This is a genomic window from Rhodococcus sp. A14, from assembly GCF_011603105.1.
GTDB lineage: Bacteria > Actinomycetota > Actinomycetes > Mycobacteriales > Mycobacteriaceae > Rhodococcus_F > Rhodococcus_F opacus.
On record NZ_JAAOQS010000063.1, the window covers coordinates 35,755 to 52,672 of the forward strand.

The 16,918-nt window shown below is 66.9% G+C and carries 18 protein-coding genes; 15 read left to right on the forward strand and 3 right to left on the reverse strand.

The window, feature by feature from the left end; all coding sequences use genetic code 11:
* Positions 1–7 precede the first annotated feature (7 nt).
* Positions 8–541, reverse strand: coding sequence for a flavodoxin domain-containing protein (locus tag G9373_RS27810; RefSeq protein WP_005257913.1), 534 nt, complete (start codon positions 539–541; stop codon positions 8–10).
* A 442-nt stretch (positions 542–983) separates the two neighbouring features.
* Here G9373_RS27810 and G9373_RS27815 point away from each other — a divergent pair, with 442 nt between their 5' ends.
* Complete coding sequence (locus G9373_RS27815) at positions 984–1,880, forward strand: universal stress protein (RefSeq protein WP_005574437.1); 897 nt, start codon at positions 984–986, stop codon at positions 1,878–1,880.
* Between the two features lie 22 nt (positions 1,881–1,902).
* On the opposite strand, the gene G9373_RS27820 is transcribed toward G9373_RS27815, so the two are convergent.
* Positions 1,903–3,141 carry a serine hydrolase domain-containing protein gene (locus G9373_RS27820; protein WP_005574439.1) on the reverse strand — a complete coding sequence of 413 codons (1,239 nt, stop codon included), beginning with the start codon at positions 3,139–3,141 and terminating at the stop codon, positions 1,903–1,905.
* A gap of 214 nt (positions 3,142–3,355) precedes the next feature.
* Between G9373_RS27820 and G9373_RS27825 the strand changes: the two genes are divergently transcribed.
* The 9 genes from G9373_RS27825 to G9373_RS27865 all read left to right on the forward strand — a co-directional run bounded on the left by G9373_RS27825 (position 3,356) and on the right by G9373_RS27865 (position 10,712).
* A complete protein-coding gene (locus G9373_RS27825) occupies positions 3,356–3,610 on the forward strand; it encodes an SHOCT domain-containing protein (protein WP_005257908.1) in 255 nt (84 codons plus the stop codon).
* Positions 3,611–3,821: 211 nt separating this feature from the next.
* Positions 3,822–5,243 carry a wax ester/triacylglycerol synthase domain-containing protein gene (locus G9373_RS27830; protein ID WP_054245536.1) on the forward strand — a complete coding sequence of 474 codons (1,422 nt, stop codon included), beginning with the start codon at positions 3,822–3,824 and terminating at the stop codon, positions 5,241–5,243.
* 69 nt (positions 5,244–5,312) lie between these two features.
* Positions 5,313–5,600, forward strand: a complete 288-nt coding sequence (locus G9373_RS27835) for a DUF1876 domain-containing protein (RefSeq protein ID WP_005257904.1) — start codon at positions 5,313–5,315, stop codon at positions 5,598–5,600.
* Between the two features lie 126 nt (positions 5,601–5,726).
* A complete protein-coding gene (locus tag G9373_RS27840; RefSeq protein ID WP_043792494.1) occupies positions 5,727–6,884 on the forward strand; it encodes a 4Fe-4S dicluster domain-containing protein in 1,158 nt (385 codons plus the stop codon).
* Positions 6,881–7,342 carry a cyclic nucleotide-binding domain-containing protein gene (locus G9373_RS27845; protein ID WP_167117819.1) on the forward strand — a complete coding sequence of 154 codons (462 nt, stop codon included), beginning with the start codon at positions 6,881–6,883 and terminating at the stop codon, positions 7,340–7,342. Before G9373_RS27840 ends, G9373_RS27845 begins: the two co-directional genes overlap by 4 nt.
* Complete coding sequence (locus G9373_RS27850; RefSeq protein ID WP_005571454.1) at positions 7,339–8,187, forward strand: FAD/NAD(P)-binding protein; 849 nt, start codon at positions 7,339–7,341, stop codon at positions 8,185–8,187. Before G9373_RS27845 ends, G9373_RS27850 begins: the two co-directional genes overlap by 4 nt.
* Positions 8,187–8,972, forward strand: a complete 786-nt coding sequence (locus tag G9373_RS27855) for an oxidoreductase (protein ID WP_064080041.1) — start codon at positions 8,187–8,189, stop codon at positions 8,970–8,972. The genes G9373_RS27850 and G9373_RS27855 overlap by 1 nt, the downstream gene beginning before the upstream one ends.
* Positions 8,956–10,248, forward strand: a complete 1,293-nt coding sequence (locus G9373_RS27860) for a nickel-dependent hydrogenase large subunit (protein WP_054245534.1) — start codon at positions 8,956–8,958, stop codon at positions 10,246–10,248. Before G9373_RS27855 ends, G9373_RS27860 begins: the two co-directional genes overlap by 17 nt.
* Positions 10,245–10,712, forward strand: a complete 468-nt coding sequence (locus G9373_RS27865) for a hydrogenase maturation protease (protein WP_005257892.1) — start codon at positions 10,245–10,247, stop codon at positions 10,710–10,712. Before G9373_RS27860 ends, G9373_RS27865 begins: the two co-directional genes overlap by 4 nt.
* 25 nt (positions 10,713–10,737) lie before the next feature.
* On the opposite strand, the gene G9373_RS27870 is transcribed toward G9373_RS27865, so the two are convergent.
* Positions 10,738–11,751 carry a hypothetical protein gene (locus G9373_RS27870; protein WP_054245532.1) on the reverse strand — a complete coding sequence of 338 codons (1,014 nt, stop codon included), beginning with the start codon at positions 11,749–11,751 and terminating at the stop codon, positions 10,738–10,740.
* A gap of 156 nt (positions 11,752–11,907) precedes the next feature.
* On the opposite strand from G9373_RS27870, the gene G9373_RS27875 reads away from it, so the two are divergent.
* From G9373_RS27875 to G9373_RS27895, 5 genes are all read left to right on the forward strand, one after another.
* Positions 11,908–12,819 carry an ABC transporter ATP-binding protein gene (locus G9373_RS27875; RefSeq protein ID WP_054245531.1) on the forward strand — a complete coding sequence of 304 codons (912 nt, stop codon included), beginning with the start codon at positions 11,908–11,910 and terminating at the stop codon, positions 12,817–12,819.
* A 1-nt stretch (position 12,820) separates the two neighbouring features.
* Positions 12,821–13,609 (forward strand): ABC transporter permease, encoded by a 789-nt coding sequence (locus G9373_RS27880; protein WP_265147509.1) that lies wholly within the window; start codon positions 12,821–12,823, stop codon positions 13,607–13,609.
* Positions 13,610–13,611: 2 nt separating this feature from the next.
* Positions 13,612–14,550 (forward strand): universal stress protein, encoded by a 939-nt coding sequence (locus G9373_RS27885; RefSeq protein WP_167117825.1) that lies wholly within the window; start codon positions 13,612–13,614, stop codon positions 14,548–14,550.
* Positions 14,537–15,835 carry a DUF4010 domain-containing protein gene (locus G9373_RS27890; protein WP_007298851.1) on the forward strand — a complete coding sequence of 433 codons (1,299 nt, stop codon included), beginning with the start codon at positions 14,537–14,539 and terminating at the stop codon, positions 15,833–15,835. Before G9373_RS27885 ends, G9373_RS27890 begins: the two co-directional genes overlap by 14 nt.
* A gap of 160 nt (positions 15,836–15,995) precedes the next feature.
* Positions 15,996–16,918: hypothetical protein (locus G9373_RS27895; RefSeq protein ID WP_346842853.1), on the forward strand; the 923-nt coding region annotated here is incomplete at its 3' end.

The window sequence follows — 16,918 nt, forward strand, 5'->3', positions numbered from 1 at the left end:
GGATGTGCTAGGCGGGAGTGGAACTGACCTGTTGGGCGAGTGTCCGACCCCACTGCTCGGCGCGTGTCTCCTCGCCTTCCTCGAGCCGCGATTCCTTGTCGACGAGGAAACTCTCGGACTCGGCGACGAGATCGAACCCGCGCAGGCGCAGCTTTCGGCAGATACCTTTCGATGCTCGGCCGGTCAGGAGCGCAGGGCCGCCTGACCGAGTGTCGAAGGCCACCGCCTTCCCGTGGCTCGGGGGGAGCCCGTCGAGCCACTCGCGGAGGCCTTCGCTTTCCGCGTCGGGTTCCAAGGCCACGGTGCTGTCCGGTTTGTGGGCGGTCACGGCGGCCCCGTGGCGGGTCGACTCGCGACTCATCCCGTGGACGTGCGTCGGACCGCCGACGATCACGAGATCGTAACCGGACAAGTCTTCGTCGCCGGCTCGGGCGACCGGGATCGCCGTCACAGCGCCCGCGGACTCGAGACCGCGGGAGATCGCCTCTGCCACGTGCCGGGTATTTCCGAACATCGATTCGTAGACCACAAGTGTTCGCATGTCGACTCCTTCTATGGGTGGTACCGCTCGGTCCCGGCGCTCTGTGCACGAGGATGTTCCGGCCGATGGTGTCAAGTCGACTGGTGTGCACCGAACATCACGCGTGCCCACCAGTCGGCCAACGGACTCGGATCGGGCCATTCGATCCGATCGTCATCGGTATCGGGCGCGGATGGCTGTGTTTGTCTCGTCGTCGACCGACTTCCCTGTCGACGATGGTGAGGTGGGGGATTCATGGCGAACTCCGAGGTGTCGTGTCACTTCGGATTCAACCAACGATGTCGCCCACCGAGTAGGGTCTACCGTCACTTTCCGGGACGTTGCACGCCCCTGCCGCGTGCGCAGGCGTCGGGCACCGCCGCGTTGCAGGCAGATGACCTATGCCTCTACCGGCGCCGTTGCCGCGTCTGGGACCGTGACGGTGACCGGAGGAGTTGAGAATATGAGCGTTCTCGCGCAACGAAAGTCCATCGTCGTCGGTGTCGACGGTTCGGAACGAGCGATGAGAGCCGCTGTGTGGGCAGCGGCGGTCGCTCAGCGGAAGTCCGTGCCACTGCGAGTGGCTCACGTCCTGCCGAGTCCGGGATACCACTACAGCGAAGCCGCGCTTCTCTTCCAGAACGAGTTCGCCCAGGAAGTCGAGAAGTCTGCCCACGAGATCCTGGATCGGGCCGAACGGCACGTGAAGAGCGCGTTCCCCGACGTCACGGTCTCGTGCAGCACCCATCCCGGCCCTGCGGGACCGGCACTCGCAGGATTGAGCGCGCACGCCGAGATGGTGGTGGTGGGTTCCACCGGTGCGGGGGCGCTGGAAACGCTCGTCACCGGCTCCACCGTCATGCAGGTGGTCAACCGTGCGCACTGTCCGGTTACCGTGTTCCGATCGGAGGCACCGTCCCCGGTGCCCGACCACCGTCCTGTCGTCGTCGGAGTCGACGGCAGCGAACTGAGCTCACTCGCCATCACCACGGCCGTCGAATTCGCCACGTTCTTCGAGGTACCGCTCCTCGCGGTGCACGGCTGGGGCGCCGGCGACCTCTCGGAGCGCCCTGCCGCCCTGCCGATGGTGAACTGGGCCGTCGTCGAAGAAGAACAATCCGTTCTGATGGCGGAAAATCTCGCCGGCTGGCGCGAGAAGTGTCCGGATCTGCAACTGACCACCGTCGTCGAACAGGCCAATCCGGCCGAGCTGATCCTCGAATATGCCCGCGACGCGCAGCTGGTCGTCGTCGGCAGCCACGGCCACAACCGTCTGGCCGGCGCGTTTCTGGGATCGACCAGTCAGAATTTGCTTCATCACGTCGCCTGCCCGATCACGATCTGCCGCCGGGCGAGCTAGACCCACGGCTGCGGCACCACGCTTACAGTCGCCGAGCGATCGATTCTGCCTGCGCGCCCAGTTTCGCCAGGCGCAGGTCGGCGAGCGGGGTCAGTGCACCGCCCATCCTGTTCGTCACGAACGCCACCGACAGCCCCGTCTCCGGGTCCGCGAACGCACCGGAACCACCGAGTCCGTAGTGGCCGAATGCGTGTGGATACTGATTGCGGCTGGCGACGAACGCCGCGTGATAGCCCAGGCGCCAGTTCATCCGGATACCGAGCACATAGTCGCGTGCCGTCGTCTGCACCTCACCGATCTGCGCGAGAGTTTCCTCGGTCAGGAACCTCCTGCCGCCCACCATGCCCTTGTTCGCGATCGCCGCATACATGCGGGCGAGGGCGCGGGCACTGAAGACACCGTTCCAGCCGGGCATCACGTAGTCGTGAATGGCAGGATTGCGGACCAGTTCGTCGAACCCCTCCGGCATGCCTGCGTGTGCGATGTTCCGAAGCACAGGCAAGCACGACAGAGCAAAGGACGCCGTCTCCCAGGGCACCCCGAACGGAGTGATGCGAGGGAAGGACTTCGCGATGCGGTGGCGTTCCTCCGCGGGAACCTGGAACCAGAACTCGCGGATTCCGAGGGGTTCGGCGATCTCGGTGCGGACCAGGTCGGTGAACGACGAGCCGGTCGCCCGAGTGGTGAGTTCCGCGACCAGTGATCCGAACGTGACGGCGTGATAGCCCGGCATGACGGCGCGGCGGCGATCCGGTGCCGCGGATGCGAGAGCGCCGACGACGCTGTCGTGGTCGAACAGGGCCGACGGCCCCGGTACCAGTCCGCGCACACGGTGCAGCCCGGCCCGGTGGGTCAGCAGCTCCCGTACCGTCACCAACTCCTTGCCTGCACTCGCGAACTCCGGCCAATACGTGGCAACGGGTGCGTCGTAGTCGATCAGCCCGCGGTCCACCAGCCGGTGGAGCACCGTGCTCGCCACACCCTTGCCGGTGGAAAAGGACACCGACACGGTGTCGGATCGCCAGCGCGTGTCGCGCGCCGCCCATCCCGACCAGATGTCGACCACCGGCTCACCGTGCAGGTAGAGCGCGAGAGCGCCACCCCCGTCGGTGGGCTGCCCGAACAGTCGGAAGAACTGACCGGCCAGCTCACCGAACCGGGGATCGACGAGCATCATGCTGGGCGTGGGCAGGTCCGGACGCGCCACCGTACGCTTGCGGGCCGGCGGATTTCCTGCGGCGAGTTCGCGAGGGTTCGTCATGGTGTGCACGTCTTCTATCCTTCGGCGGTCGCCCGATGCCACCACCAATGCTTGTATACAACGCCGGATACGGCGCCCTGATTCCGCCGGGGCGAAAACCACCGGAAACGGCCGAAAGACCCTGTGAACGACCCCTCGCACGGTTGGACACTGGTAGTACGGCGGACCGACCTGGACACACACCGCCGAACAGACCGTAGGAGGCCGCCCCGTGATGTACGACAACGATTTCGGCGGTTGGGGGTATGCACTGATGTTCACCGGGATGGCGCTGTTCTGGGGCCTACTGATCGTGGGGATCATCCTGCTGATCCGTTATGTGAGTCACCCGTTCCCGGCACCGCCCGGTGGGGCACCGCCGCTTCGCAGTGCCGAGGCGGTCCTTGCCGAGCGGTTCGCACGCGGTGAGATCGACGAGCAGGAATACCGGAGTCGCCTCTCCATTCTGCGCGCCGGGACGACACCCTGACATGAGCGCACGTCGAAGGAGGTGACCGTGATGGATGCGATGCCGATGTTCCACATGTTCATGATGTGGCTGCACAGCATGGGTGTTCTCCCACCCATGCACATGATGCCGATGTGACTCCGTCGCCCGCCGGGAACCACAGGGATCGAGTCCCCGGCGGCCACCCCGAGCCCATCGACCCAGACCGACCGCACACCCGAGCACGAGCGAGTTGACCGACGTGAGCACGACGCATCAGCGATACATGACCCAGACCGACTTCATGTCGTGGCGGATGGAGGAGGATCCGATCCTCCGCTCGACCATCGTGGCGGTCGCGCTACTCGACCGCAGTCCGGATCAGAGCCGATTCGTCGACATGATGCGGAGGGCGGTCGACCTGGTACCCCTCTTCCGGCGGGCGGCGATCGAGGCCCCGATGGGCTTGGCGCCGCCGAGGTGGGCAGACGATCCGGATTTCGATCTCAGCTGGCACCTGCGCCGCTACACCCTTCCCGAACCCCGAACATGGGACGGGGTTCTCGACTTCGCCCGGACCGCCGAGATGACCGCGTTCGACAAGCGCCGTCCGCTCTGGGAGTTCACCGTTCTCGACGGATTACACGACGGCAAGTCCGCCCTCGTGATGAAGGTGCATCACTCTCTCACCGACGGTGTCAGTGGAATGCAGATTGCCCGCGAGATCGTGGATTTCACCCGCGACGGGGGGGCACGGCCGGACCGGACCGAGCAACGGACCGCCACGCCGGACGGTGAATCGCCTGACCCGCCGGGCCGCCTCTCCTGGTACCGGGACACGGCCACGGACGTGGCCCGTCGGGCATCGAACACGCTCGGCCGCAACGGTGTTCGACTGTTCCGGACTCCGAGGGCCGCCTGGCGCGACGCAGTCGCCCTGGCCGGCTCCACACTGCGCCTCACGCGTCCCGTGGTCTCCACACTGTCCCCGGTGATGACGAAACGCAGCACGCGGCGTCACTGCGCGGTGCTCGACGTGCCGGTGGACGCCCTCGCTCAGGCGGCCGCGGCGGGTGCCTGTTCCCTCAACGACGCGTTTCTCGCTGCTGTCCTGCTGGGAATGGCGAAGTACCACCGACTGCACGGCGCCGAGATCAGTGAACTGCGGATGACGCTGCCGATCAGCCTGCGTGCCGAGACGGACCCGATGGGAGGCAACCGCATCACCCTGGCACGTTTTGCACTACCCACCGACGTCGACGACCCCGCCGAGTTGATGCGCCGGGTGCACGCCGCGGTGGATGCCTGGCGCCACGAGTCCGCGATTCCGCTGTCACCGACGATCGCCGGCGCCTTGAACCTGCTTCCGGCCTCGACACTCGGAAACATGCTCAAACACGTCGACTTCGTCGCCTCGAACGTCGTCGGATCGCCGGTGCCACTGTTCATCGCCGGGTCGGAGATTCTGCACTACTACGCGTTCAGCCCCACACTCGGATCGGCGTTCAACGTCACCTTGATGTCCTACACCTCACGATGCTGTGTCGGGATCAACGCCGACGCCGATGCCGTCCCGGATCTCGCCGCCTTGACCGATTCGATAGCCGACGGGTTTCGCTCCGTCCTCGGGTTGTGCGCGAAGACAACCGATACGAGGGTGGTCGTGGCCTCGTGATCGCGGCACACCCCATACCCGAGAACCACATCGAGGGCGCGACACCGCGTCCACACCGAACGGAGGCCGATGAACATGAACGAGAAGAAGTGGTCCGTGGAGATCGTCATCGACGAACACGACGCCGACGAGGGCGGATCCAAGACCCGGGCACAGGCCCGGCTCCGAACCCGCGATACCCACACCCTCGTCGGGGTCGGGCTCGCACGCCGGAATCCCGCGGACACCGAGATCCCCGAGATCGGGGACGAACTGGCCACGGCACGTGCGTTGGCCGACCTTGCCCACCAATTGATCGAGCTCACCGCCGCCGATGTGGAAGCGGCCACTCACAGCAGCGTTCACCTCACCGAATAACCGGGCCCGCCGGGGTGGGCTTCGACACGAACCGAGGAAAGGCCGAACGGCCCTGGTTCCGGGGTGATGCGCCTGGCTCAATGGACGAAGGGCCCACACCCGCCGGGCCGGCAAAGGAGTGAGCGCATGGATGGGCAACCGACCGTGCACCCCGATGCGAGTGTTCTGGATCGCCGCGGCCTCGACCAACTGATCGAGACACTCCGCGCCCGCGGCTATTGCGTCGTCGGTCCCACCGTCGAGGACTCGGCCATCGTTCTCGCCGAACTCGAATCCGGCGCGCAGCTGCCGTCCGGCTGGGGTGTGACGACCGGACCCGGGACGTATCGGCTGCGTCGGCGGGACGACGCCGCGGTCTTCGGCCACTCGGCCGGCCCGCAGTCGTGGAAACGCTTCCTCCATCCGCCACGACAGCAGCAGTGGTCCGTCGACCGGGACGGTGCCTTCATCGCACCGGCACCCGACGAGCGGCCCTACGCATTCGTGGGGGTCCGAGGCTGTGATCTCGCGGCGATCGCGGTCCTGCGGCGGGTGCTGTGCCCGGACCCCGATTCCGACAGCACCACCGCCCGCAGGTTCCGGCAACTGTTCATCGTGGCCGCCCACTGCACCGAACCCGGAGGTGTGTGTTTCTGCGCCTCGATGGGGACCGGACCGGCGGCCGGGCCCGGATACGACCTGGCACTGACCGAGCGCATCGACGACAACGGTCACCGCTTCGTCGTCGAGGCCGGCACCGAATCCGGTGCCGCCGTCCTCGCCGAGGTCGCCCACCGCACCGCCGCGACCGCAGAGGTCGACGAGGCCCGGAACGCCGTGAGCACCGCAGCCGGCCGGATGGGACGGGCAATGCCCGAGGTGGATCTTCATGCCCTCCTCCGCGACGCGCGCGGAGCCGACGTCTGGGAGGACGTCGCCAGCCGGTGCCTGACCTGTGGAAACTGCACCATGGTGTGCCCCACCTGCTTCTGCACCACCAGTGAGGACGTCACCGATCTGACCGGCGAGCACGCCGAGCGCTGGCAGCACTGGTCGTCGTGTTTCGAACCCGATTTCAGCCACGTCCACGGCGGGAACGTCCGGACGTCAGGGGAGAGCCGGTACCGGCAGTGGATGTCCCACAAACTCGGCACGTGGTTCGACCAGTTCGGCAGCTCCGGGTGCGTGGGATGCGGACGGTGCATCGACTGGTGCCCAGTCGGTATCGACATCACCGAAGAGGCCGCACGGCTCGTCCAGCTCATGCCGGCGTATCGGCCGGAGGACGACCGGGAGCAACGGTGAACGCCGACGAAGCGCCGCTGCCCCCTGCCCTCGGCCACCTCGGCCACGGGCACCGGCTGCGGCTCGCAGAACTCAGCACACCGGTTCGATTCGCCGCGGGGGAAGTCGTCTTCCGCGAGAACGAGCCGGCGACCCGGTGCTGGCTGCTCGGCACCGGAAGTGTCGTCCTGACCACGCTGGTACCCGGCCGCGGCACCGTCGCACTCGAAACCCTGCACGGCGGTGACGTTCTCGGCTGGTCCTGGCTCGGCACCCGGCAGCTGTGGCAGTTCGATGCACAGGCCGCGACGACCACCGACGCCGCGGAAGTGGACGTCGCCGCGCTCGAGGAGATGGCGCTCTCCCAACCCGACTTCGGATACGCCGTCACCCGCGCGTTGTCCGGGGTGCTGATCGCCCGACTGCAGTCCACCCGCGCCCGCCTGCTCGATCTCTACGCGAACCGAGGGGAACGGTGACTGTCGTGCCGGCCGACCGCATGCTGCCGACCGGATACCGGGTCGTGTGCCGTTCGGTGGAGACACGCGACTCGGTCACCATGACCCTGGTCCCGGCCTCTGAACCTCCGATGCCGCTCCCGCGGTTCACCCCCGGCCAGTTCATGATGCTGTACGCCCACGGGGTCGGCGAGGTCGCCATCTCGGTGTCCGGAGACCCCTCCCGAACCGATGGGACCCTCGTCCACACGATCCGCGACGTCGGGGCCGTGAGCCGGGCACTCCACGACGCCCCGCTCGGCACGATCATCGGCGTGCGGGGCCCCTTCGGGCAGGGCTGGAACCTGCCGGCCGGCTCGGACCGCGACCTCGTGATCGTCGCCGGGGGAGTGGGGTTGGCGCCTCTGCGCCCCGTGGTGCTCGCCGCACTGGCCGCGCGGGAGAAGTTCCGCCGACTCACTCTCGTCGTCGGCGCGCGCAGCCCCGCCGACATCCTCTACCGCAGCGAACTCGCGGCATGGCAGGCCCGCACCGACCTCACCGTGGAGTTGACGATCGACCAGCCGATCGCGGGATGGACGGGAGGCGTCGGATTCGTCACCGAATCCCTGCACCGGGTGGATGTCGACCCCGAACACACCACCGCACTGTTGTGCGGGCCGGAGCCGATGATGCGGTTCTGCGCCCGGGCGTTGACGGACCACCGGGTGAGTCCGTGCGACATTCAAGTGTCGGTGGAACGGAACATGCAATGCGGCGTCGGGGCCTGCGGACACTGCCAGCTCGGCGAACTGCTGCTGTGCCGGGACGGTCCCGTCGTCGACTACGCCACCGCCGAACCACTCCTACGGGTACCGGAGCTGTGATGAGCGCACCACCGAACACCAAGCCGAAACTCGCCGTGTGGAAGTTCGCCTCCTGCGACGGCTGTCAACTGACGTTGCTCGACTGCGAGGACGAGCTGCTCGCGCTGTCCGAGGCCGTGGAGATCTCCCACTTCCTGGAGTTGTCGAACACGATCACCGCGGGCCCGTACGATCTGTCGCTGGTCGAGGGGTCGATCACCACGGCCGCCGACCGGGACCGCATCCGCGCGGTGCGGGCGCAGTCCCGGTTTCTCGTCACGATCGGGGCCTGCGCGACGGCGGGCGGCATCCAAGCGTTACGCAACTTCGCCGACATCGACGACTTCCTGTCGGTGGTCTACGCGAGGCCTGAGTACATCGACACCCTCGCCACCTCGACCGCGATCTCGGCGCACGTCCCCGTCGACTTCGAGCTGCGCGGTTGCCCGATCGACCGGCGTCAGCTCCTCGAGGTCATCACCGCGTACCTGTCGGGCCGGCGACCGAACATCCCCGACACCAGCGTGTGCACCGAGTGCAAGCGGCGCGGACTGACGTGTGTGATGGTCGCCGACGGCACACCGTGCCTCGGCCCGGTGACCCACTCCGGGTGCGGGGCGCTGTGTCCGTCGGTCTCCCGCGGGTGCTACGGCTGCTTCGGTCCCACCACCGACCCGAATCTCGCCGCGATGAGCGGTTGGCTGCGCACGTGCGGGATGAACGAGGACGCCATCGGCCGCATCTTCGCCACGTTCAACGTGGCGGCGTACGGATCGGAAGGGCACGACCGTGGCGCCCCGGAATAGGGAACTGACCGTGCGCGCCCTCGCCAGGGTCGAGGGTGAGGGCCGGGTCGACGTAACCGTGCGCGAGGGGAGGGCCGAACGCGTCGAACTCAACATCTACGAGCCGCCCCGCTTCTTCGAATCCTTCCTCCGCGGCCGCCACTTTCTCGAACCCCCGGACATCACCTCGCGTATCTGCGGTATCTGCCCGGTCGCCTACCAGGTGAGCGCATGCAATGCCATCGAGCAGGCATGCGAACTCGAACTCGACGACGCGGTGAGGGATCTGCGGCGACTTCTGTACTGCGGCGAGTGGATTGCCAGTCACGTGCTGCACATCTACTTCCTGCACGCACCCGACTTTCTGGGGCTCCCGGATTCGATTGCCCTCGCCCGGCGCGATCGGGAGGCCGTCGAGCGGGGCCTGTCCTTGAAGAAGGCCGGAAACGCGATCCTCGATGTGATCGGTGGCAGACCGATCCACCCGGTCAACGTCCGAATCGGTGGGTTCCACCGGATGCCGACCACAGCCGAACTGATTCCCCTGTCCGACCAACTGCGCACGGCACTCGATCACGCCGTGGCCACCGTCCGATGGGTGTCGTCCTTCGACTTCCCCGACGTCGAACTCGACCACGACCTCCTCGCACTTCACGAGGACTCCCGCTACGCGATCGACGACGGCGAGATCTGGTCGTCGACCGGATTACGTTGCACCGCTGACGAATTCCCGAAACACGTGGTCGAGCGTCAGGTGCCGCACTCGACCGCACTCCATGCCGAGCTCGACGGCCGCCGCTACCTCACCGGACCACTGGCTCGATACTCACTCAATTCGTCGCAGCTTGCCGGAGTGTCGGCGCAGACCGCCGCCGACGCCGGGCTGGGCGCGCAGTGCCGGAACCCGTACCGTAGCATCGTCGTCCGCGCCGTCGAGGTCGTCTATGCCGTCGAGGAAGCCTTGCGGATCATCGACCGTTACGAGCGGCCTGCGGAGCCGTTCACCGCCGGGCCACCGATACGCACGGTCGGGCACGGGGTCAGCGAGGCACCCCGTGGACTGCTGTATCACCGATACGAGTTCGATCCCACCGGATTGATCCGCGCCGCCACCATCATTCCTCCGACCTCGCAGAATCAGGCTGCCATCGAACACGATCTACGGCGCGCGGTGGACGGGAATCTCATGCTGGCCGATGACGATCTGACAACGCTGTGCGAACGAACCATCCGCAACTACGATCCGTGCATCTCCTGCGCCACCCACTTTCTGACCCTCACGGTCGACCGCCGATGACCGTCGTGGTGATCGGGCTGGGAAACGATCTCCGCCGCGACGACGGGATCGGCCCGGCGGTTGCGCGGCAGGTCGCGGACCACGTCGCCCCGGACGTGTACGTGTCGGTGTCCGATGGGGACCCGGCCACTCTGCTCGAAGCGTGGACCGGTGCGCAGCTGGCCGTCATCGTGGACGCCGTCGTATGCGACCCGCCTCGACCCGGCACCGTCTATCGGCTCACTCCGGACGAACTCGGCGACGTTCGGGCGGGGACGTTCAGCACACACGGAATCGCGCTCGACCAGACAATCCGCCTCGGCGCCGTGCTCGATCGGCTGCCCCACAGAATGATCGTCCTGGCGGTGGAGGTCGCTGATCTGGGCGGTGGCCGCGGGCTCTCACCCGCGGTGGGTCGAGCTGTCGACACGGCGGTGTCGGCGGTGCTGTCGGTGATCGGTGAGCCCTCCGACCGAATGTCCTGACCGTGCGCAGGTGTCGCCGGAATCGTCAACGAGCGGAGTGGCGGCGGCCGATCGAGAACACCGACTCGACGGGGCGTCGCGGAGTCTGCCGTGGCGGAGACTTCTTCTCAGTCGTGCCTACCCGAATCAGGGCCTGCGGGAAGCCGCGGTCGGGGAGTAGTCCGCGGATCATCTCCCGGCTCTGACGGAGTTCGGTCGTGTGCGTCAAGGGACACGTCGCGAGACCGCCGACGGTAGCCTCCAGCAGCACCGCGGACAGGGCCTCACCGGCCCGGAGCCACGCACCGCGGCCGTCGGTGTCGGTGCTCAACACGAGAACCGTCGAGCGGTCGATCGCCGTTCTCGCGTCGTTGTCGCGGCCCGCCGGGAAGCGGCGTCCGATGTCGACGCGGTCACGGTTCTCCGCGGTTGCGAGGGAATCCGACGGTATTCCACCCTGAGGAATGGAATGACCAGCCCACCAGTGGAGTTCGGCCTGGTAGGCGGAGTCGTATTTCCGTGCGGCCGCGGTCAGCTCCGTCGCCTTCGCGAGTGTCGGACGAGCGTCCTGTCCCAGCACCGTCAGGTGGACGTCCATGCCCCGCGCCATATCGGTCAATGTCGCGGGCAGCGGGGTTTTCACGCTGACCGGGCCGAAGGGCCTGCGGTCGGAATATCGGTGCCGGATCGCTGCAAGCAGATCGAAGTCGTGCGACTGAGGCCGGGCGTCGTGGCGGAACCGAATCGTCGCCAGATGCCCCGAGTGTGGACCCTCCGGGACGCGCCGGATGTCCACCGACCATTTGAGCCCGGTCAATGCCGTCTGGAGATGATTCAGCGCCGCACCACAACTGACGACCAATTGCCGGCCCGACGGGTCCGTGGAAGCCAAGAGCCGGCCGCGTTCGGTGTAGAGGTCGAGCTGCCCGTCGGCGTACGTCCACTGCCACGGCTGACTGTTGTGTACCGACGGTGCCCGGCAGGCGAGGTCCACGGCAATGCGGACGACGTTCTCGTCGGGAATGGTGGTGTCCACGATCGCCTCCTCGGTGAATCGCACTCCGCCCAGACCCGGGTCGGACGGTCGGTGCGTCCACCTCAGTGTTCGCCTTCCAGTGGCCTGAGGTTAGGGCCGATGGTCACTGCCGGACACCCGCGGACGATTCGGGCCGGAAGACCCTACTGACGGCAACTGCGCCGCTGTAAGCCTGAGAAGATGTCCAGCGACATCGCCATTCGCACGGTCGGCCTCACCAAGCGGTTCGGCTCCGTGCTCGCCCTGGACGCGGTGGACCTGAATATTGTCGAGGGTGAGGTCTTCGGTTATCTCGGCCCCAATGGCGCCGGAAAGTCGACCACGCTGCGTCTGCTCGTGGGCTTGCTGCGTCCGACTGCGGGATCGGCCCAGTTGTTCGGCCTCGACGCATGGTCATCGGCGCCGGCGGTTCATCGTCTGATCGGCTATGTCCCCGGCGAATTGGCACTGTACGACCGCATGACCGGCCGCCAGCACATCACGTACTTCGGACACCTGCGTGGCAAGCCGGGCGACAAAGCGGCGACAGTTTTCGCCGATCGGCTCGATCTCGACCTCGACCGAACCGTCCGGACGATGTCGAAAGGAAACCGCCAGAAGCTCGCGTTGGTCCTCGCGCTCATGTCCGGCCCGCAGTTGCTCATTCTCGACGAACCTACCGGCGGCCTCGATCCGCTCGTGCAACACGAGTTCCATGCGATCGTTCGCGAGCACACCGCATCCGGCGGAACGGTGTTGCTGTCGTCTCACGTACTCAGCGAAGTTCAGCAAGTAGCCGACCGCGTCGGTGTACTGCGGGAGGGTCGCCTCATCGCCGTCGAGAGTCTTCACGAACTACGCCAGAAGTCGCTGCACCATGTCACCGCCGAATGTGCGACGCCGATCCGGGAATCGGACTTCCGTGAAGTGGCCGGCCTCCGCGACCTCACCGTCGCGGGCACGTCGCTCACGTGCAGTGCACCGCAGTCAGCGTTGGACGCCCTGATTCGTCGGATCTCGCAATTCCGCATCGTCGACTTCGAGTGCGCCGAGGCCGACCTCGAGGAGACATTCATGGCGTTCTACGAGAGTCGAGACCGAAATGCTGCGTAGCGTGCTCACCAAGACGTTGTACGATCAGCGCCGCGCGTTCCCTGCATGGGTCGTCGGGCTCGCGCTGTTGGTGGCGATGTACGTGGCGATCTGGCCCAGTGTTCGCGACCAGCCGTCGATGAATCAGTTCCTCGACGAAATGCCCGAGGCGTTTCGTGCCCTGTTCGCGATGTCCGGGGCCGACATGTCTACCCCGGTCGGATACATCGAGATCGAACTGCTGTCGTTCATGGGTCCATTGCTGCTTCTGATCTATGCCGTCGGAACGGGCGCGGCGGCGGTCGCCGGAGAGGAGGAGCGGGGAACGCTCGATCAGTTGCTCGTCACGCCCCTGAGCCGCGGGCGAATCCTGACGGAGAAATTCGGTGCCCTCGCCGTGGGCACCGTGGCACTGTCGGCGGTCATGGGACTCGCCCTGCTCGGGGAGGGGATACTCGCCGACATGGATCTGCCGGTGGGAAACGTCGCGGCGGCAATGACTCACCTGGCGCTTCTGGCGCTGGTCTTCGGCGCACTCGCATTCGCGATCGGCGCCGTCACCGGCCGCCCCGCACTGAGTCGTTCGGTTCCTGCCGTGGCCGCGATACTGGCATATGTGCTCAACGGGCTCGGGCCTGTGGTGGCGTGGTTGGCGCCGTGGCAACGATATTCACCGTTCTATCAGTACGCCGGCCATGATCCGTTGCGCCATGGGTTCTCGTTCGCGGCAGCATCCGTCTCCTCGCTCACGATTGCAGTGTTGCTCGGAGTCGCGCTCGTGGGGTTCGCCCAGCGCGATGTGGTGAGATAACCGTGACCGACGCGAGGACACCTTCTCTCGAGCCGGTTGTCGCCGGAGTCGACGGCTCGACGGCAGCGAGAGCTGCGGCGCGCTGGGCCGCCGCGGTCGCGGAGAAGCAGGGAACAACGTTGCACCTGGTTCACGTGCTGACCCCACCCCCCGTCTTCTACGCAGAACCCAGGCCCCTGCCGTCGGAAGACGAGGACCGCATCGCCGCGGAAACGTTCCTGGCCGGCGCGTTGCGCGGCATCAGGGCCGACCGGCGTGCCCTCGCCGTGGAGTGTTCCTCACCGACCGGGTCGACGGCGGCCGACATCCTGTTGCCGTTGGCGGACTCAGCGTCGATGGTGGTGATCGGGTCGACGGCACGAGGCCCGGTGGAGGGGTATCTGAATGCGACGGCGCTGCGACTCGCCCATCACTCACCGTGCCCGGTCGTGGTGTGGCGGGGAGCCGAAGAGCACGCGATTCCCGACCGACGCGCGGTCGTCGTCGGTGTGGACGGCAGCCGGTGCAGTGTCGCCGCCGTGGCCGACGCCTTCCAATTCGCCGGGCGATTTGGCGCGCCGCTGATCGCGGTGCATTCGTGGAGGTCGGATTTTCCACACGATACCGAGAACGACGCGGTCGGGGTCGGGTCATGCCGACGGGAAGGGGCAGTTCTGGCGGAAAGTCTCGCCGGCTGGGTCGAGCGATATCCCGACGTGGTCGTGCGAGAGATTGTCGAGTCCGGTGGTGCAGGTGAGGTATTGCTCCGCTGGTGTGAGGACGCGCAACTTCTCGTCGTCGGAAGCCATGGGCACGGCGCGCTCGGCCGTGCGATTCTCGGGTCGACGAGCCAGGACATGCTTCACCGGGCCCGATGTCCGGTCATGATCAGCAAAGTGCACCGGGACACCGGTTCGGTTCATGATCGCGCCACGGAGTTCGGCGACCGTGGACATCGCTGAGTTCCACGCCTACGGCTACGCCGCCGCCCTGCTGATCGGGCTCGGGCTGGGAATCGAGCGGGAACACGCGGCCCGCACCCCACCTGACGGTGCGGACCCGGGGTCTTGGGAGTTGCCCGGCGCACGTACCTTTCCGCTCATTGCCCTCGCCGGCGCCATCGCAGCGCACCTCGGCACCGCCGTAGTCACGGCGGCTTTCGTGGGGATCGCGGCCCTCGTCGTGGGGTGGTACTGGGTACGCACCCATATCCCGCCGCGACCGGACGTCGGGACCACCACCGCGTTCGCCGCCCTGGTGGCCTTCCTGCTCGGTGCCCTCGCCTGGCACTATCCGTCACTCGCCGTTGCGCTCGGCGTGATCGTGCTCGTCCTCCTCTCCGTCAAATACCCCATGCACGAATTCGCGGAGCACATGATCGACGAACGCGACATCACGGACTTCTGCGTACTGCTCGCGATCGGCTTCCTCGTCCTCCCCCTACTTCCAGACCGTGACGTCGGGCCCTACGGCGCGTTGAACCCTGCGACGATCGGGCGACTGGTGCTCATGCTGAGCCTGATCGGCTGGGTGGGCTATGTGGCCACCCGGATCCTCGGCCCACGCTGGGGACTGCTGATCGTCGGCTTCGGCGGCGGGTTCGTCTCCGGCGCTGCGACCACCGCCGTCATGGCGCGGACAGCGCGCCGAGAACGGGATTCGCCGGATGCTTTACCTGCGGCACTGATCGTGAATCTGTCCACCATCCTGCTCGTCGTCGGTATCACCTGGGTCGTCAACTCCGAGGTGTCGGCACAGCTGGCACTGATACTCGGCGGAGCTGCCGCACTCGTCGTCGCGGAGACCGCCGTTCTCGTGCTCCGGGGCTCGCACGACCGATCGTCGGGCAGCCGCGCCCAGGGGACACAGCCGGCCACGGGTTTGCTCGACCGCCCGATCTCGGTTCCGGCAACACTCTCACTGGCAGGAATTTTGCTCGTCCTCCTCGTCATGACGAAGGGCGCCGCGGACAGCTTCGGAGGTGGCGGTGTGGTCGCTGCATCGGCTGTCGGCGGATTGGCCGATGCCCATTCCTCGTCGCTCGCCGCGGCGTCCGCGGCGGGTGCCGAGATCACCGTCGACACCGCGACCGTGGCGGCGGTTGTCGCCGTCGGAACGAACCTGCTCACCAAACTGGTCCTCGCCGCCGTTGCCGGTTCGTTCCGGTTCGCCGTGACGCTGGCGGCGTGGCTGGCCCCACCGGTCGCTGTGACAGCCGCGACCGTGTGGGTCGTGCTCATCCAGTGATCAGCCGCAGATGCGCTGGTCGGACCGTGCCGTCTCCGCCGGACGGTGTCGATGACCTACGGCCCTAGAGCCACCGAGCCGCGAGCACAACACTCGAAGCCAGGACAAGCAGGAGACACACGATGACCGGCGGAGCACCCACCACACACACGGACACACTGTGAACACGCGAGAGCTGCCCGTGGTACCCGACCGACGTACCGTCGAATCAGCTGTGGCGCTGGCGTGCCGCGCGCCGTCGCTGCACAACAGCCAACCGTGGCGTTGGGTGATGGGCACTACCTTGCGGTTGTACAGCGATCCCGACCGGCTGCTGCCCGCCACCGATGGCTTTGGCCGTCAGATGGTGATCTCCTGCGGTGCGGCCTTGAATCACCTCGACTACGCATTCGCGGCGAATCGCTGGCGTCCTCTGATCGAGCGGCTGCCGCGTTCTTCCGACCGGCAACTCCTGTCGACGATCGGCTTCGTCCCGGCTCCGACACCGACAGATTTCGTCGCCCGAATGGCGGCGGCGATCGAACGGAGGCGAACCGAACGACTGCCACTGGACGCACCGTCCGCGTGGACGGAGACACTCGAGCAGCTGGTGCGAATCATTGCAGGAACAGGCGTCGAACTCGAAGACCTCGGCGAGCGAAGCCGTCCCGCACTCGAGGACGCATCACGCCGGATGACCGGTCTACGGCACGACGACCCCACCTACCAAGCCGAACTGCGGTGGTGGTCGGGGCGCGGACTGTTCCCCGACGGAGTGCCGGAGCAGGCGCGTCCGTCCGACTCGCAGCAGCACTCGGTGCACCTCTCACGTGAGTTTCCACCCGGCCGCGCGAGCACACCCGACGGCAGCCCGTCGGAAGACCGCGCCGCGATCCTCCTGCTCTCCACATCCACGGATTCGAGACTTGATTGGCTACGGAGCGGCGAAGCACTCTCCGCCGTTCTGCTCGCCTGCACGAACCGCGGACTCGCCACCTGCCCCGTCACCCATCTGACCGAACGCGCCGCGACACGGACAATGCTGCGAGAGCTGTCTTCCGGGGACGGGATGCCGCAGGTTCTGATCAGGGTGGGAGCGGGCAC

Excerpts from the sequence above, each read along its gene's own strand:
- G9373_RS27840 (WP_043792494.1), top strand. The coding sequence starts at position 5,727 with ATGGATGGGCAACCGACCGTGCACCCCGATGCGAGTGTTCTGGATCGC.
- G9373_RS27810 (WP_005257913.1), bottom strand. The coding sequence starts at position 541 with ATGCGAACACTTGTGGTCTACGAATCGATGTTCGGAAATACCCGGCAC.
- G9373_RS27825 (WP_005257908.1), top strand. The coding sequence starts at position 3,356 with ATGTACGACAACGATTTCGGCGGTTGGGGGTATGCACTGATGTTCACC.
- G9373_RS27815 (WP_005574437.1), top strand. The coding sequence starts at position 984 with ATGAGCGTTCTCGCGCAACGAAAGTCCATCGTCGTCGGTGTCGACGGT.
- G9373_RS27820 (WP_005574439.1), bottom strand. The coding sequence starts at position 3,141 with ATGACGAACCCTCGCGAACTCGCCGCAGGAAATCCGCCGGCCCGCAAG.
- G9373_RS27875 (WP_054245531.1), top strand. The coding sequence starts at position 11,908 with ATGTCCAGCGACATCGCCATTCGCACGGTCGGCCTCACCAAGCGGTTC.
- G9373_RS27835 (WP_005257904.1), top strand. The coding sequence starts at position 5,313 with ATGAACATGAACGAGAAGAAGTGGTCCGTGGAGATCGTCATCGACGAA.
- G9373_RS27865 (WP_005257892.1), top strand. The coding sequence starts at position 10,245 with ATGACCGTCGTGGTGATCGGGCTGGGAAACGATCTCCGCCGCGACGAC.
- G9373_RS27855 (WP_064080041.1), top strand. The coding sequence starts at position 8,187 with ATGAGCGCACCACCGAACACCAAGCCGAAACTCGCCGTGTGGAAGTTC.